Source organism: Mycobacterium sp., assembly GCF_032162105.1.
Classification (GTDB): Bacteria; Actinomycetota; Actinomycetes; order Mycobacteriales; family Mycobacteriaceae; genus Mycobacterium.
In genome coordinates this window covers 1-15,145 of record NZ_JAVRPS010000229.1, presented here as the reverse complement: position 1 = coordinate 15,145, position 15,145 = coordinate 1, and the positions used below count along the sequence as shown (strand labels likewise).

Here is a 15,145-nt window from a genome sequence, read left to right as displayed (position 1 = left end):
TGGCCGTCGACCTCGACGGTGACGCTCTCCGAGCCCGCGACCACGTGCGCGTTGGACATCACCCGGTTCGGCGAGACGACGAAACCGCTGCCCTCGAGCACCTTCTGGCAACTCGGCGCAACGCCGCGGATCTTGAGCACACTGGGTCGGGTGGCCGCGACCACCGGGTCCGCGGCCAACGTGGCGTCGGGAATGTCGACGTTGACGATGGGCGTCCGGCCGAACTGCGGCAGCACGTCGGGCAGCCCGGAGGTGTTCAGCAGCGCCTTGATCCGGTTCGGCACCGACTTCAGCCAGCTCGGAGCCACCTCGTCGACCTGGGCCAGCACGCGCGAGCCGCGAACGGCCGCGGCCAGATTCGGCTGATCGGCCGACGTGAGCAGGGACCCAAGCAGCCACGCCGCGACCAGCACGGCGACGAGCTGCAGCCCTACCCCGATCACCGAATCGAACGTCCTCACGCTCACGTTGCGGATGGCCCCGCGCACCGCACGACCCAGCACGACACCGGCGATCTCGCCGATCACCACCAGTCCGAGGATGAGGAACAACGTCGCGAACAGCTGGGTGCGGGGACCGCTGACGTAGGTGACCACGTGCGGCGCAAGCAGCACACCGGCGACAAGGCCGAGCACCACACCTATGAGGGCCAGCAGGGAGCCCAGCGCCCCGGAGCGCCAGCCGGAGACGGCGGCGACGAAGGCGACGGCGAGTACGGCCAGATCAAGCCATTGCGACGATGTCATTGTTGGGATTCACCGTAACCGGTGGCGCCGCCGACGAGGGCCATTGCCGCATCGAGTTCGCGCACGTCGTCGCTGTTCCACGGCTTGGCCCAGCCGGCGACGTCCAGGATCGCCGAGATCACCTGACCGGTGAAACCCCAGACCAGCATCTGGTTGAGCAGGAACGCGGGGCCGGCGAAGCGGCGGGTGTTCTGCTGGCGGTACACCATCAACCTGTTCTCCGGGTTGATGAATGCGCGCACCGGGACGCGCGCGACGATCGCCGTCTCGGCGGGGTCGACGACTTCCACCGGGCCGGGATCGGGCGAGTAGGCCAGTACCGGGACGACGTGGAAGCCCGACGGCGGGATGAACATCCGCTCGAGCGTGGCCAGCGGCCGCAACCTGCCGGTGTCGATGCCGGTTTCCTCGCGGGCCTCGCGCAGCGCGGTGGACACGGGGCCGCCGTCATCGGGATCGGAGGCCCCGCCGGGGAAAGCCGCCTGGCCGGCATGGTTGCGAAGGGTCGATGCGCGCACGGTGACCAGCAGGTCCGCGTCGTCGGGCAGGCCGCCCGACGGTGAGTCCGGCGAGCCGGAGAACAGCACCAGCACCGCCGCGTCGCGCTTGGCGCCGGTAAACGTCGCGGTGGCGTTGGCCGCGGCGATCGCGGCCAGCACGTCGGCGGGTAGCCGTCGCCGGTAGGCACTCGGCACGGCGCTGACGTTGTCGACGAGGGGTTTCAACCAGGTCGGAGCGGCAGCGGGATCGAGGGGGACGGGCCCACCCCCGTCACGCCCGGAGTTGATTCCAGCGCTCAACCCGGCTCTCCTGTGTTCTGGCCGATCTTCGGATCTACCGCCGCCGCGATCTCGTCGGCAGTGGCGAACGACCGGGGCAGGACTTCGGCAACGCTACCGTCCGAGCGCAGTACCACCGTCGCGGGCATCACGTTGGGAACCTTCAGCGCGGCGGCGACGAGACGGCGCCCGTCCTGCACGGTCGGCAGGTGCACGCCGAGCTCGGCCAGCCGAATCAGCGCGGCGGTCTCGTTCTCGTCCTGATGCACGGTGAGCACCGTCACCGCCGAGCCCATCCGTCTCTGGTATTCGGCCATCGCGGGCAACTCGTCGGCGCACGGCCCGCACCAGTAGGCCCACAGATTCAGCACGACTACGCGCCCCTCGACGACTCGCGCGACGTCCACCGTCGAGCCGTCGCCCGCGCACTCGAGGGTGATGCCGCGGAGTGCTTCGGGGCCAGGGGCCGCCGCCGGGGACGGGCAGCGCTGCAGGTCGGCGCGGGCGCGCGGACCGGCCAGCGCCTCGGGGGTGTCCGCGTCCCTGTGGTCGCGGGCCGTACCGGGACCCGTGGACGTGGCCGGGGAACCGTCGTCGCGCAATTCACGCCAGAATGCCACTCCGAGCGCGACGACGACGACCAGCACGGCGACCGTCCAGCGCGCCCCTCTGCTCATGGAGTCTTCACACTGAGGTCAGAGGCCGGCCATGGCCAGCAGATGCTCGGTTTCTGGCCCCTTGACCAGCGCAGCGGCCGTCAGCGGGTCCGTCGGCCCGGTGCCGAAGGACGGGCAGTCCTTGGCCAGCACGCACACCCCGCACGCCGGCTTCTTGGCGTGGCACACCCTTCTGCCGTGAAAGATCACCCGGTGGCTGAGCAATGTCCATTCCTTGCGGTCGATGAGCTCACCGATCGCGAATTCGACCTTCACAGGGTCCTCCAGCGTCGTCCACCGCCACCGGCGGACGAGCCTGCCGAAATGGGTGTCGACCGTGATGCCGGGGATGTCGAATGCATTGCCGAGGATCACGTTGGCGGTCTTGCGGCCCACACCCGGCAGCGTGACCAGCTCGTCGAGGGTGTTGGGCACCTGGCCGCCGAACCGCTCGACGAGTTCCTGACCGAGCCGCATCAACGAGTTGGCCTTGTTCCGGTAGAACCCGGTGGGCCGGACCATCGCCTCCAACTCGGTTCGGTCGGCCTTGGCGTAGTCCAGCGCCGTGCGGTACTTCGCGAAGAGCGCGGGGGTGGTCAGGTTCACACCTTTGTCCGTACTCTGCGCCGACAGGATGGTGGCCACCGTCAGCTCGAGGGGGTTGGTGAAGTCCAGCTCGCAGTACACATGCGGAAACGCCTGTGCCAGAGTACGGTTCATCCGCCTGGCGCGCCGCACCAGCCCGATGCGGGTCTCGCTATCCCACTTGCTGGCCGCCGCCTTTACTACCACGTGAATCAGCCTACTGACGACACCGACATCGCTCGGATTGGACCGGTGGCATTTCGTGATCCGGCTGAGACCTTCGGCGTGTTTACTTCAGCTCGTGTCGTGGTTGCTCGTCGTATTCGTCCCAGTGTTGCTGATGCTGGCAACCTTCGGGCTGGACCGACTCGAAGCGAGCCTCGGCGTCGACACGGTCTCGCCCGAGGACGTGGCGGCGGTTCTGGAGCAGGCCAAGGCAGACTGCGCGCGGCCGCCGGCGCGGGCCGACGATCACATCGTCGACGACGCATATGACACCTACGACAATTGGCTCGATCACCGCCCGATTGCCGAGAGCGAGCGGGCTTTGCCCACCCGGATCTACGTTCACCATGGAAGTAATCCGGAATTTCAGCCGACTCGACAGGCCGATCGTGTGTAGCGTTGGCTCGTCGCGAAGCGGCCTGTCACTAGACTGAATTCGCTGTCCAACTAGGGGTTGGCTGCGCGTGTCATATTTTCCAACAGCTTAAGAGGGGCAACGTGGACGAGATCCTGGCCAGGGCCGGAATCTTCCAGGGAGTCGAACCGACCGCGGTTTCCGCGCTGACCAAGCAGCTGCACCCCGTCGACTTCCCACGCGGACACACCGTGTTCGCCGAAGGTGAGCCCGGTGATCGGCTCTACATCATCATTTCGGGCAAAGTTAAGATCGGTCGCCGGTCACCCGACGGCCGAGAGAACCTGCTGACGATCATGGGTCCGTCGGACATGTTCGGCGAGCTGTCGATCTTCGACCCGGGGCCGCGGACGTCGAGCGCCACCACGATCACCGAGGTGCGCGCCGTGTCCATGGACCGCGACGCGCTCAAGGCGTGGATCAAGGATCGCCCCGAGATCGCCGAGCAACTGCTCCGGGTGCTGGCTCGCCGGCTCCGTCGCACCAACAACAATCTCGCCGACCTGATCTTCACCGACGTGCCCGGTCGCGTCGCCAAGCAGCTGCTGCAATTGGCGCAGCGGTTCGGCACCCAGGAGGGTGGCGCACTGCGGGTCACGCACGACCTGACGCAGGAGGAGATCGCCCAGCTCGTCGGGGCGTCCCGCGAGACGGTCAACAAGGCGCTCGCCGACTTCGCCCACCGCGGTTGGATCCGGCTGGAGGGCAAGAGCGTGCTGATCTCGGACTCCGAACGACTGGCCCGCCGCGCGCGATAAATCGCGCCCGGCAAGCCTTCACCGCGCCCGCTAGTTGGCGCGCAAGTAGGTCAGCTGCGCCTCGGTCGACTTCTCGGCCGCGTCCCACAGCTTCTCGTCGACGTCGGTGTAGACGTGCTCGACGACTTGGCGCGCCGTGGCGTCCTCGCCGAGCACCCGCAGCGCCTCACGCACCTGGTCGAGACGCTCCTCGCGGTGCGCCAGATACATCGCGGCGACGGCCTCCAGGTCGCCGAGGTCCGGCCCGTGTCCTGGCAGGACGGCACGCCGACCCAGGCCGTGCAGTCGCCGCAGCGACTCGAGGTAGTCGCGCAGGCTGCCGTCCTCGCTGTCGATGACAGTGGTGCCGCGGCCGAGCACCGTGTCCGCGGTCAGCACGGCATCATCGACGAGGAACGACAGGGAGTCCGCCGTGTGTCCCGGCGTCGCCATCACCGTGATGCGCAGGCCTGCGGCGTCGATCACCTCGCCGTCGGACAGCGGACCACCCAGACCGCGCAGGAACCCGCTGCCCACCGCGCGCACCGTCGCACCCGTCAGGTCGACCAGCTTGTCGATCGCATCGGTGTGGTCAGCGTGCCTGTGGCTGATCAGCACCAGCGGGATCTTGCCGAGACTCGCGATCCGGCCGATGTGCTCGTCGTCGTCGGGCCCGGGATCGACGATCACCAACTCGTCGCTTCCCGGCCCCTGCAGCACCCAGGTGTTCGTGCCGTCCAGCGTCATCAGGCCGGGGTTGTCGCACAACAGCACCGACGCCGTCTCCGTCACGCGGCGCAGCTGCCCGTAGGCCGGATGCTCGAGAGTCACGCCACCTCGACGATCAATTCCACCTCGACGGGCGCATTCAACGGCAGTTCGGACACCCCGACCGCCGAGCGGGCGTGCGCACCCGCGTCACCGAACACCTCGCCGAGCAGTTCGGAGGCACCGTTGATCACGCCGGGTTGGCCGTTGAAGCCGGGCGTCGAGGCGACGAACCCGACGACCTTGACCACGCGGGTGACGGCGTCGATGCCGACCAGCGAATTCACGGCGGCCAGCGCGTTGAGTGCGCAGATCCGCGCCAGCGCCTTGCCGTCCTCGGGGCTGACCTCGGCGCCCACCTTGCCGGTGGCGGCCAGTACGCCGGACTGCATCGGCACCTGGCCCGAGGTGTACACCAGATTCCCGGTGCGCACCGCAGGCACGTAAGCCGCGAGCGGCGTCACCACGTCGGGCAGCGCGATGCCCAGCTCCGCGAGCCTGTCCGTGACGCTCATTTCGGCCGCTTCAGATACGCGACGTGCTGCTCGCCGGTCGGCCCCGTCAGCACCGACACCAGCTCCCAGCCGTCCTCACCCCACTGGTCGAGGATCTGCTTGGTCGCGTGGGTCAACAGTGGCACCGTGGCGTACTCCCACCGGGTCGGTTCGCTCATGTGGCTGAGCTTATCGGTCGGAGAGTGCCGCTTGGTTAGGCTGCTGGAGTGACAACCCAGTCTCCCGAGTCCGACGGCCGAAGATCTGTCGGCTGGCCCTCCCGACTGTCCAAGGTGCGGCTGCACTTCGTGACCGGCAAGGGCGGCACGGGAAAGTCGACGATCGCGGCCTCGCTGGCGCTGGCGCTGGCGAGCGGCGGCCGCAAGGTGCTGCTGGTCGAAGTCGAGGAGCGCCAGGGCATTGCGCAGCTGTTCGACGTGCCGCCGTTGCCCTACCAGGAGGTAAAGATCGCCACCGCCGACGGCGGCGGACAGGTCAACGCGCTGGCCATCGACACCGAGGCCGCGTTCATGGAGTACCTGGACATGTTCTACAACCTCGGCATCGCCGGCCGGGCGATGCGGCGGATCGGCGCGGTGGAGTTCGCGACGACCATCGCGCCGGGTCTGCGCGACGTGCTGCTCACCGGCAAGATCAAGGAAATCGTGGTGCGGTCCGAGAAGGGCAAGCAACACGGCTACGACGCAGTGGTGGTGGACTCCCCGCCGACGGGACGGATCGCCCGCTTCCTCGACGTCACCCAGGCCGTCTCCGACCTGGCCAAGGGCGGGCCGGTGCACTCGCAGGCCGACGGTGTGGTCAAGCTGCTGCACTCGGATCGGACCGCCATTCACCTGGTGACCCTGCTCGAGGCGTTGCCCATCCAGGAGACGGTCGAGGCGATCGACGAACTCAGGGAGATCGGGTTGCCGATCGGCAGCGTCATCGTCAACCGCAACATCCCCGCCTATCTCCCGGCCGACGACCTGGCCAAGGCCGCCGAGGGTGACGTCGACGCCGATGCGGTGCGTGCGGGTCTGGCCAAGGCGGGTATCGACCTGACCGACGGCGACTTCGCCGGCCTGCTCACCGAGACCATCCAGCACGCGACCCGCATCACCGCCCGCGCCGAGAGCGCCGAACAACTCGACGCCATCGAGGTATCGCGGCTGGAACTGCCCTCCCTGCGCGACGGCGTCGACCTCGGCAGCCTGTACGAACTCGCCGAAGAGCTCGCCGCCCAGGGAGTCCGATGAGCACCACACCTCGCGCGCTCGACATGCACGCGATCCTGTCCGACACCTCCAACCGCGTCGTAGTGTGTTGCGGCGCAGGCGGAGTCGGCAAGACCACGACCGCTGCGGCGATGGCGTTGCGCGCCGCGGAGTACGGCCGCACCGTCGTGGTGCTGACCATCGACCCGGCCAAGCGGCTGGCTCAGGCGCTGGGCATCAAGGATCTGGGCAACACGCCGCAGCGGGTGCCGCTGGCTCCGGAGGTCACTGGCGAGCTGCACGCGATGATGCTCGACATGCGCCGAACGTTCGACGAGATGGTGGTCCAGTACTCCGGGCCCGACAAGGCTGACGCGATTCTGGAGAACCAGTTCTATCAAACGGTCGCCACGTCGCTCGCCGGCACGCAGGAGTACATGGCGATGGAGAAGCTCGGCCAGTTGCTTGCCCAGGACAAGTGGGATCTCGTCGTCGTCGACACCCCACCGTCGCGCAACGCGCTGGACTTCCTGGACGCGCCTGCGCGGCTTGGCAGCTTCATGGACAGCCGGCTGTGGCGCCTGCTGCTGGCGCCCGGCCGTGGCATCGGCCGGCTCGTCACAGGGGCGGTCGGCTTGGCCATGAAGGCGCTCTCGACTGTGCTCGGATCCCAAATGCTCGCCGACGCAGCCGGTTTCGTTCAGTCGCTGGACGCGACGTTCGGCGGTTTCCGTGAGAAGGCGGACCGCACCTACGAGCTACTCAAGCGGCGCGGCACGCAGTTCGTGGTGGTGTCGGCCGCCGAGCCGGACGCGCTGCGGGAGGCATCGTTCTTCGTCGATCGGCTGTCCAAGGAGCACATGCCGCTCGCCGGACTGATCCTCAACCGCACTCATCCAATGCTTTGCGAGCTGAACGCCGAGAAGGCCAACGAGGCCGCCGACCAGTTGGAGGCATCCGGCGGTGACACCGGCAGCGATGCGCTGACGGCCGCGATCCTGCGGATTCACGCCGACCGTGCGATGACAGCCAAGCGGGAGGTGCGGCTGTTGTCCCGGTTCACCGGGGCCAACCCTGCGGTGGCGATCGTCGGCGTGCCGTCGTTGCCGTTCGACGTGTCCGACCTGGAGGCGCTGCGCGCCATCGCCGATCAGATCACCGGCGAAGCGGTGGCTTGAGTCCGACCTAGCCGAGCTAACTAAACCGCGTTGCGGTGCTTTCGCTGGGCGGCGAAGAACTCCGACCAGGACACCACTTCAGGATGCTGCTTGAGCAGGGCGCGGCGCTGACGTTCGGTCATGCCGCCCCAGACGCCAAATTCGACGCGATTGTCGAGCGCATCGGCACCGCATTCCACGATCACGGGGCAGTGCCGGCAGATCACAGCGGCTTTGCGCTGGGCGGCTCCGCGAACGAATAGCTCGTCGGGATCGGCTTGTCTGCAGCGGGCCTGCGAAACCCACGCGATGCGGGCCTCGGCCTCTTTGCCTTGGATAACACCGTTGACAGGGGAAGTAGCGATTGTCCTGCGCGCCGCGGGCCGTGTTCCTGACACCAGCGATCCCTCCGTCGAGCCGCCTGTCGGGCGGTCCAGGTTAGGTGCAGAACGCTGGTGCGATCTACGCCACATTGCAACTAGTAGTGTTACCTAGATCGCACTGTGTGTCCAAGCTAGGTGGTCAGGGGGGTTTTGCGCAACAGTCAAATCTCTCTTTTTTGGCACGACCGTGCCGTCATCCATCTTGCTGCATGTTCAGGGCCTTCGCAGCCTTCTCTCAGCCCGTACTGGCCGGGCCAACCGCTCGTCGGCTGTCCGGCTGCGTCGTCGCTAGTCTGTACCCATGTCCGAGCCGCCGCCCCGACCACCGATCGCGGTGACCGTCATCAAGTTGGCGTGGTGCTGCCTGCTGGCCAGCGTGGTCGCTGCGGCGGTGATGTTCCCCCTCGTCGGCGGCTTCGGTCTGATGTCCAATCGGGCGTCCGATGTGGTTGCCAACGGCTCGGCCCAGCTCGTCGAGGGTGAGGTGCCCGCGGTGTCGACGATGGTCGACGCCAAGGGCAACCCGATCGCGTGGCTGTACAGCCAGCGACGGTTCGAAGTGCCGAGCGATCAAATCGCCAACACGATGAAGTTGGCCATCGTCTCCATCGAGGACAAACGGTTCGCCGAGCACAACGGTGTCGACTGGAAGGGCACCCTGACAGGCTTGGCCGGCTACGCGTCGGGCGACCTGGAGACCCGCGGCGGCTCCACCCTCGAGCAGCAGTACGTGAAGAACTATCAGCTGCTGGTGATCGCGCAGACCGACGCCGAGAAGCGCGCGGCCATCGAGACCACGCCCGCGCGCAAGCTCCGCGAGATAAGGATGGCGCTGACGCTGGACAAGACGTTCACCCAACCCGAGATCCTCACCCGCTACCTCAACCTGGTGTCGTTCGGCAATGGCGCGTTCGGCATCCAGGACGCGGCACAGACCTACTTCGGCGTCAACGCCTCCGAGCTGAACTGGCAGCAGTCGGCGCTGTTGGCGGGCATGGTGCAGTCCACGAGCACGCTGAACCCGTACACCAACCCGGAGGGTGCGCTGGTCCGTCGAAACGTGGTGCTGGACACCATGATCGACAACATCCCGCAGGAGGCCGACGCGCTGCGCGCCGCGAAGGAACAGCCGCTGGGCGTACTCGCGCAGCCGAACGAACTCCCCCGCGGCTGCATTGCCGCGGCCGACCGTGCCTTCTTCTGCGACTATGTCCTCGAGTACCTGGCCAAGGCGGGCATCAGCAAGGAACAGGTGGCCAAGGGCGGGTACCTGATCCGCACCACGCTCGACCCCGACGTCCAGGGCCAGGTGAAGTCGGCCGTCGACGGCATCGCCGCGCCGGACCTCGACGGCGTCGCCAGCGTGATGAGCGTGATCAAGCCCGGAAAGGACTCCCATCCCGTCGTCGCGATGACCAGCAACCGCACCTACGGGCTGAACCTGGACGCAGGCGAAACGATGCAGCCGCAGCCGTTCTCCCTGGTCGGTGACGGCGCCGGATCGATATTCAAGATCTTCACCACCGCCGCGGCGCTCGACATGGGCATGGGCATCAACGCACAGCTGGATGCGCCGTCCCGCTTCGAGGCCAAGGGCCTGGGCAGCGGCGGCGCCAAGGGCTGTCCGCAGGACACCTGGTGCGTCCAGAACGCCGGAAACTACCGCGGCCAGATGAGCGTCACCGACGCGCTGGCGACGTCGCCGAACACCGCGTTCGCCAAGCTCATCTCGCAGGTCGGCGTGCAGCGCACCGTCGACATGGCGGTCAAGCTGGGACTGCGCTCCTACGCCCTGCCTGGCACCGCCCGCGACTACGACCCGGAGAGCAACGAAAGCCTGGCGGATTTCGTCAAGCGGCAGAATCTGGGCTCGTTCACGCTGGGGCCGATCGAACTGAACGCGCTCGAGTTGTCCAACGTCGCGGCCACGCTGGCCTCGGGCGGGACGTGGTGCCCGCCCAACCCGATCGACAAGGTCTTCGATCGCAACGGCACCGAGATCTCGGTCACCACCGATACCTGCGAGCAGGTAGTCCCCGAGGGGTTGGCCAACACGCTCGCCAACGCGATGAGCAAGGACGATTCCGGTTCGGGCACCGCCGCCGGTTCGGCGGGATCGGTGGGCTGGAACCTGCCGATGTCGGGCAAGACGGGTACCACCGAGGCACACCGGTCGTCGGGCTTCGTGGGCTTCACCAGCGCCTACGCCGCGGCCAACTACATCTACGACGACTCGACGACCCCGTCGGACCTCTGCTCCTATCCTCTGCGTCAGTGCGGATCCGGCGACCTCTTCGGCGGCAACGAACCGGCACGCACGTGGTTCACCGCGATGAAGCCGATCACCCCCGACACCGTCCAGCTACCCCCGACCGATCCGCGCTACGTCGACGGCGCGCCCGGCTCGCGGGTGCCGAGCATCGGCGGAATGACCCAGGACCTGGCGCGGCAGCGACTGAAGGACGCCGGCTTCCAGGTCGCCGAGCAGGCCACCCCGATCAACAGCACCGCACCTGCGGGCGCCGTGGTCGGCAGCTCGCCCACCGGTCAGACGGTCCCAGGGTCGATCATCACGATCCAGATCAGCAACGGCATCCCGCCACCACTACCGCCGCCACCACCGGGCATGCCGCCGGGAATGGATCCGAACGCGCTGCCTGCACCGATCGGGTCGACGGTCGTACAGATCCCCGGCCTGCCGCCCATCACGGTGCCGCTACTTGGGCCGCCGCCCCCGCCGCCACCACCCTGATCCACCGCCGGTCGTCGATGTGGAGTTGGTAACGCAGAGCTGTGAGAGTCGGTAAGCACCGACGTCTCGCAGTAGGCTGCGTTCATGCCCGCCCCCTCGACGGTCACGAAGAACCGCGCAATGAACACGGCCGCGGCAGCGGCAGGCTCCCTGATTGCAGGGATCGCATACGCATCGCTGATCGAGCGGAACGCCTTCGTGATGCGCGAACTGACCATGCCGGTACTCACCCCTGGATCGTCTCCGTTGCGGGTGCTGCACCTCAGCGACTTCCACATGCGTCCTGGACAGCGCCGCAAGCAGGCCTGGCTGCGTGAACTCGCCGGCTGGGCGCCCGACCTGGTGATCAACACCGGTGACAACCTGGCGCACCCGAAGGCCGTGCCCGCCGTCGTGCAGTCGATGGGCGACCTGTTGTCGGTGCCGGGACTGTTCGTCTTCGGCAGCAACGACTACTTCGGCCCCAAGCCGAAGAACCCGGCGAACTACATCTTCAACCCGTCGAGGCGGGTCGCCGGCCAGCCTCTGCCGTGGCAGGACCTGCGGGCGGCGTTCACCGAGCGCGGCTGGCTGGACATGACCCACACGCGACGCGAGATCGAGGTCAAGGGCCAGCTGATCGCCGCGGCGGGCGTCGACGACCCGCACTTGACCCGCGACCGCTACGAAACCATCGCCGGGCCAGCCAATCCCGCCGCCAATCTCACTCTGGGCCTGACTCATTCGCCGGAACCCCGGGTGTTGGACCGGTTCGCCGCCGACGGCTACCAGCTGGTGATGGCCGGCCACACCCACGGTGGACAGCTGTGCGTGCCGTTCTACGGCGCACTGGTGACCAACTGCGAGCTGGACCGATCGCGGGCCAAGGGGCCGTCCCGGTGGGGCGCGCACACGCAGTTGCACGTGTCGGCAGGCATCGGCACCTCGCCATACGCCCCGGTGCGGTTCTGCTGCCGCCCCGAGGCCACGATGCTGACGCTGGTGGCCGCACCGACCGGTGGCGGCCACGCGGGCGCCAGGGCAGGCGTATCGCATCCGGCCGTCTCGGCCCGGTGACCGACCAGGCTTCCATCGCGGATCGCAGCCGCCCACGTATATGGGTGGACGACGCAGTACGACTGATCGGGGCCGACGCCCGACGTAGTGCCGACACGCACCTGCTGCGCTATCCACTGCCCTCGGCGTGGTCGGATGTTCTCAGCCCGGATGTCGACGTTTCGCTTTATCTCAAGGACGAGACGACGCACATCACCGGCAGCCTCAAGCACCGGTTGGCGCGGTCGCTGTTCCTCTACGCGCTGTGCAACGGCTGGATCGGCGAGAACACCACCGTGATCGAAGCGTCGTCGGGGTCGACGGCGGTGTCCGAGGCGTACTTCGCGGCGATGCTCGGCCTGCCCTTCATCGCGGTGATGCCGTCCTCGACGAGTTCGGCCAAGATCGCATTGATCGAATCACAAGGTGGCCGTTGCCATTTCGTGGAGAACTCCTCGCAGGTGTACGCGGAGGCCGAGCGGCTGGCCGAAGAGACCGGCGGGCACTACCTCGACCAGTTCACCAACGCCGAGTCAGCCACGGACTGGCGCGGAAACAACAACATCGCCGAGTCGATCTTCGAGCAGCTGCGCGAGGAGCAGCACCCGATCCCCGAGTGGATCGTGGTGGGCGCGGGGACGGGCGGCACCAGCGCGACCATCGGCCGGTTCATCCGCTACCGCCGCCACGCCACCAGGCTGTGCGTGGTGGATCCGGAGAACTCGGCGTTCTTCCCGGCCTATGCGCAGGGCCGCCGCGACGTCGTCACCGGCGTGTCGTCGCGCATCGAGGGCATCGGCAGGCCCCGCGTCGAGCCGTCGTTCCTGCCCGACGTCGTGGACCGGATGGTGGTGGTGCCCGATGCCGCGTCGATCGCGGCGGCCCATCACGTCAGCGCGGTGCTCGGACGGCGCGTCGGCCCGTCGACGGGCACCAACGTGTGGGGGGCTTTCGGCCTACTGGCCGAGATGGTGGCGCAGAAGCGCAGTGGATCGGTGGTGACGCTGCTGGCCGACAGCGGCGACCGCTACGCCGACACCTACTTCAACGAGGAGTGGCTGACCCAGTCCGGGCTGAAGGACTCGGCGTTGGCCGGCGTATTGGTCGAGTTCGAACGCACCGGGCTCTGGCCCTGATCGTCACTGCCGCCGTTGCCTGCATCGGACGTCATGAACAGCCACAGCGCAGCAAGGGCGAAGAATCCGCCGTAGAGTGCGGCTCCCAACCCGGTCATGTCGAACCCTCTCGTCGTCTGGTCGTGCGATTCACTCGCACTCATCATGCTCAACGCCACTGACATCGATTTTTATCCCGGGATCGGACGTGACTTGCATCGCCAGGGGGGTCGGTGTCGCGTCTCAGCCAAAGGTCTACCCAGGCGCGCCCGTTCCTACCCGTGATCGTGGTCACGGCGACCAGGCATTTGGCTTCCGGTGCGGCTGGTGCGATAGGCTGTCGTGGCTTTACGCGGGGTGTGGCGCAGCTTGGTAGCGTGCTTCGTTCGGGACGAAGAGGTCGTGGGTTCGAATCCCGCCACCCCGACCGCGTTGAGACGTTTAGAACCCGTAGCCGAGCACGGCGGGGACGTCACTGACGAACGCCGCCTCCAGGCGTGCGAGCACCGCGGGGTCCGAGGCGCGCAGCCGGTTCGCCATGGCCAGGGCCGAAACCTGGTGTCCGCCCAAGTACAGGCTTCCCAGGACGTCGAGATCCATCTCCACCTGCGGTGCGGCGTCGGTTGGCGTGCAGCGGGCCCCACCGCCGCTGACGTCGAGCGCGAACCGTCCGCCGCTGCGTCCGAATCGATCGGACACCTCGATCACGGTGGACAGCTCGGCCTGGTATCGGCGCGCGTCGAGCACCGTCGGAACGTCCGCGATCCGCAGCCACAGGTCGTCCTCGTATCCCGTGATGCGCGCCAACCGACTATCGGTGAGCAGGTAGGGCAGCGGGTCGCGCGTATGCGTCCGGAGGACCACCGTCTCCATGAGATCCAGACCGAGCAGCGCGCGCAGCAACGCCACGTGCGCGTCGGTGGTGACGGCCTTGAACTCGTCGACGCGCACGCTCTTGGTTTCGTTGCGATGAATCCGGTACAGCGCGTAGCCGTCGGCGTGAAGAAGCCCGAACAGGGCCGTCCCGTCGTCGCGGTCGTCCTCGCGGTCGGCCAGGTAGTCGTCCCACAAGGCCTGCGGGCGCACCAGCCCGCCCGGAGTGCGCTGGCGCCACCGGTCATAGATTGCGGCGAGTTCGGCGCCACGCTCGGCCGGCCGCACCAGTTGGACGCCGCCGGGGTCGGGGGCATCGGAGTGGAACCGGGCGAAGCGCCGGTCGATGGTCAACTCGAGCTCCATCGTGGCCGGGCCGTAGCCGAAGCGCCCGTAGATGCCGCCTTCGCTGGCGGTCAGGCCGGCCAGTGGACACCCGGCATCGGCGATGCGTTGGTGCAACTCGGTGTACATCGCCCGCAGCAGACCGCGACGGCGATGTGTCGGTGCGACACCCACCATGCTCAGTCCCGCCATGGGCAGGACGGCACCCCCGGTCACCGTCAACTGCATGTCGAAGTACGCCGCGACGCCGACGACCGCGTCGTTGTCGCACACCACGACCGCGCCGTCGTCGGCAACCAGGCTTCGGAACATCCCGAACGATTCCAGATGGTTCCACGTGCCGAAGCTGACTGCGTGCAGCAGCGCCATCTGCTCCCAGTCGGCTTCGGTGGGGTTACGCAGTACCAGCGGGTCCAGGGACGTAGAAGTGATCACAGAATGCCAACGTGCCACGAGACAACCGTTCCTGGTGAGTGAGCAGGAGTGAGTTCTGCTCGGTTGCGGCCCGAACGGTCTTGGCCGCGGCGGGCGGGTGTTCTCCGGTGGACCGGTGCGCGCATCGCGTGCGGCCGGTGGGCCGGAACTGCCGTGCCTGCCATCGTGGCAACGGTGGCGGTCGGGCCTGACCGGTGGAGTGCCCGCCACGGTCCACTGTCCGCGGCGGGGTCCTGCCGGCCGATGCCTGATCGCCAGTCCGAGACCACGCCTACCGATCGCGGCCCCCGCGATGGAGTCACGGTGGCCGGATCGGAAGTCTGCTACCAACAACCTTGGCACCCGCCACCGACAACCACCCACCCCAACACCACTCACTTCCGCGCGGTATCACTCACTCCGCTCACAATCGCACCAGCAGGTGCCAACCC

At 67.7% G+C, this 15,145-nt stretch carries 15 protein-coding genes, 1 tRNA gene and 1 pseudogene; 8 read left to right on the top strand and 9 right to left on the bottom strand.

Translation table 11 applies throughout. From position 1 onward, the window contains the following. From marP to nth, 4 genes and pseudogenes are all read right to left on the bottom strand, one after another. A pseudogene (gene marP / locus QOC69_RS11575) lies at nt 1-746 on the bottom strand (acid resistance serine protease MarP); the annotation flags it as partial. After that, nucleotides 743-1,546 (bottom strand): NUDIX hydrolase, encoded by an 804-nt coding sequence (locus tag QOC69_RS11570; RefSeq protein WP_526439487.1) that lies wholly within the window; start codon nt 1,544-1,546, stop codon nt 743-745. The gene QOC69_RS11570 and the pseudogene marP, both read right to left, overlap by 4 nt. Continuing rightward, entirely contained in the window at nt 1,543-2,202 is a 660-nt protein-coding gene (locus QOC69_RS11565; RefSeq protein ID WP_526439485.1) for a TlpA family protein disulfide reductase, read from the bottom strand. Before QOC69_RS11565 ends, QOC69_RS11570 begins: the two co-directional genes overlap by 4 nt. An 18-nt stretch (nt 2,203-2,220) precedes the next feature. Then, the gene (gene nth, locus QOC69_RS11560; protein ID WP_526439491.1) at nt 2,221-2,901 is read right to left on the bottom strand and encodes an endonuclease III; all 681 of its coding nucleotides are present in this window, start codon (nt 2,899-2,901) and stop codon (nt 2,221-2,223) included. Nucleotides 2,902-3,106: 205 nt separating this feature from the next. Here nth and QOC69_RS11555 point away from each other — a divergent pair, with 205 nt between their 5' ends. Continuing rightward, nucleotides 3,107-3,388, top strand: coding sequence for a hypothetical protein (locus QOC69_RS11555; protein ID WP_526439483.1), 282 nt, complete (start codon nt 3,107-3,109; stop codon nt 3,386-3,388). Between the two features lie 101 nt (nt 3,389-3,489). Further along, nucleotides 3,490-4,164 (top strand): cAMP-activated global transcriptional regulator CRP, encoded by a 675-nt coding sequence (gene crp / locus QOC69_RS11550; RefSeq protein ID WP_029116887.1) that lies wholly within the window; start codon nt 3,490-3,492, stop codon nt 4,162-4,164. A 30-nt stretch (nt 4,165-4,194) separates the two neighbouring features. On the opposite strand, the gene QOC69_RS11545 is transcribed toward crp, so the two are convergent. Genes QOC69_RS11545 through sp36 form a run of 3 tightly spaced genes read right to left on the bottom strand, consistent with a single transcriptional unit; the run spans nt 4,195 to nt 5,584 of the window. Further along, a complete protein-coding gene (locus QOC69_RS11545; RefSeq protein WP_526439480.1) occupies nt 4,195-4,974 on the bottom strand; it encodes an MBL fold metallo-hydrolase in 780 nt (259 codons plus the stop codon). Then, the gene (locus tag QOC69_RS11540) at nt 4,971-5,426 is read right to left on the bottom strand and encodes a RidA family protein (RefSeq protein WP_526439478.1); all 456 of its coding nucleotides are present in this window, start codon (nt 5,424-5,426) and stop codon (nt 4,971-4,973) included. Before QOC69_RS11540 ends, QOC69_RS11545 begins: the two co-directional genes overlap by 4 nt. Further along, nucleotides 5,423-5,584 (bottom strand): Sp36 family protein, encoded by a 162-nt coding sequence (gene sp36 / locus QOC69_RS11535; RefSeq protein ID WP_109860180.1) that lies wholly within the window; start codon nt 5,582-5,584, stop codon nt 5,423-5,425. The genes QOC69_RS11540 and sp36 overlap by 4 nt, the downstream gene beginning before the upstream one ends. 48 nt (nt 5,585-5,632) lie before the next feature. On the opposite strand from sp36, the gene bagA reads away from it, so the two are divergent. Beyond that, on the top strand, nt 5,633-6,661 hold the full coding sequence (bagA, locus tag QOC69_RS11530) for an ATPase BagA (protein WP_526439475.1): 1,029 nt from the start codon (nt 5,633-5,635) through the stop codon (nt 6,659-6,661). Then, nucleotides 6,658-7,797: an ATPase BagB gene (gene bagB, locus QOC69_RS11525; RefSeq protein WP_526439473.1), complete on the top strand. Its 1,140-nt coding sequence runs from the start codon at nt 6,658-6,660 to the stop codon at nt 7,795-7,797. Before bagA ends, bagB begins: the two co-directional genes overlap by 4 nt. A gap of 20 nt (nt 7,798-7,817) precedes the next feature. On the opposite strand, the gene QOC69_RS11520 is transcribed toward bagB, so the two are convergent. Next, nucleotides 7,818-8,174: a WhiB family transcriptional regulator gene (locus tag QOC69_RS11520; protein WP_526439471.1), complete on the bottom strand. Its 357-nt coding sequence runs from the start codon at nt 8,172-8,174 to the stop codon at nt 7,818-7,820. A 286-nt stretch (nt 8,175-8,460) separates the two neighbouring features. On the opposite strand from QOC69_RS11520, the gene ponA2 reads away from it, so the two are divergent. The 4 genes from ponA2 to QOC69_RS11500 all read left to right on the top strand — a co-directional run bounded on the left by ponA2 (nt 8,461) and on the right by QOC69_RS11500 (nt 13,488). Further along, the gene (ponA2, locus tag QOC69_RS11515) at nt 8,461-10,911 is read left to right on the top strand and encodes a transglycosylase/D,D-transpeptidase PonA2 (protein ID WP_526439469.1); all 2,451 of its coding nucleotides are present in this window, start codon (nt 8,461-8,463) and stop codon (nt 10,909-10,911) included. A 120-nt stretch (nt 10,912-11,031) separates the two neighbouring features. Beyond that, a complete protein-coding gene (locus QOC69_RS11510; RefSeq protein WP_526439489.1) occupies nt 11,032-11,967 on the top strand; it encodes a metallophosphoesterase in 936 nt (311 codons plus the stop codon). Further along, on the top strand, nt 11,964-13,082 hold the full coding sequence (cds1, locus tag QOC69_RS11505) for an L-cysteine desulfhydrase Cds1 (RefSeq protein ID WP_526439467.1): 1,119 nt from the start codon (nt 11,964-11,966) through the stop codon (nt 13,080-13,082). Before QOC69_RS11510 ends, cds1 begins: the two co-directional genes overlap by 4 nt. 332 nt (nt 13,083-13,414) lie before the next feature. Then, nucleotides 13,415-13,488 (top strand) — tRNA-Pro (locus QOC69_RS11500). 14 nt (nt 13,489-13,502) lie between these two features. Here QOC69_RS11500 and QOC69_RS11495 read toward each other — a convergent pair. Next, on the bottom strand, nt 13,503-14,714 hold the full coding sequence (locus tag QOC69_RS11495; protein ID WP_526439465.1) for an enhanced intracellular survival protein Eis: 1,212 nt from the start codon (nt 14,712-14,714) through the stop codon (nt 13,503-13,505). Nucleotides 14,715-15,145: the final 431 nt, after the last annotated feature.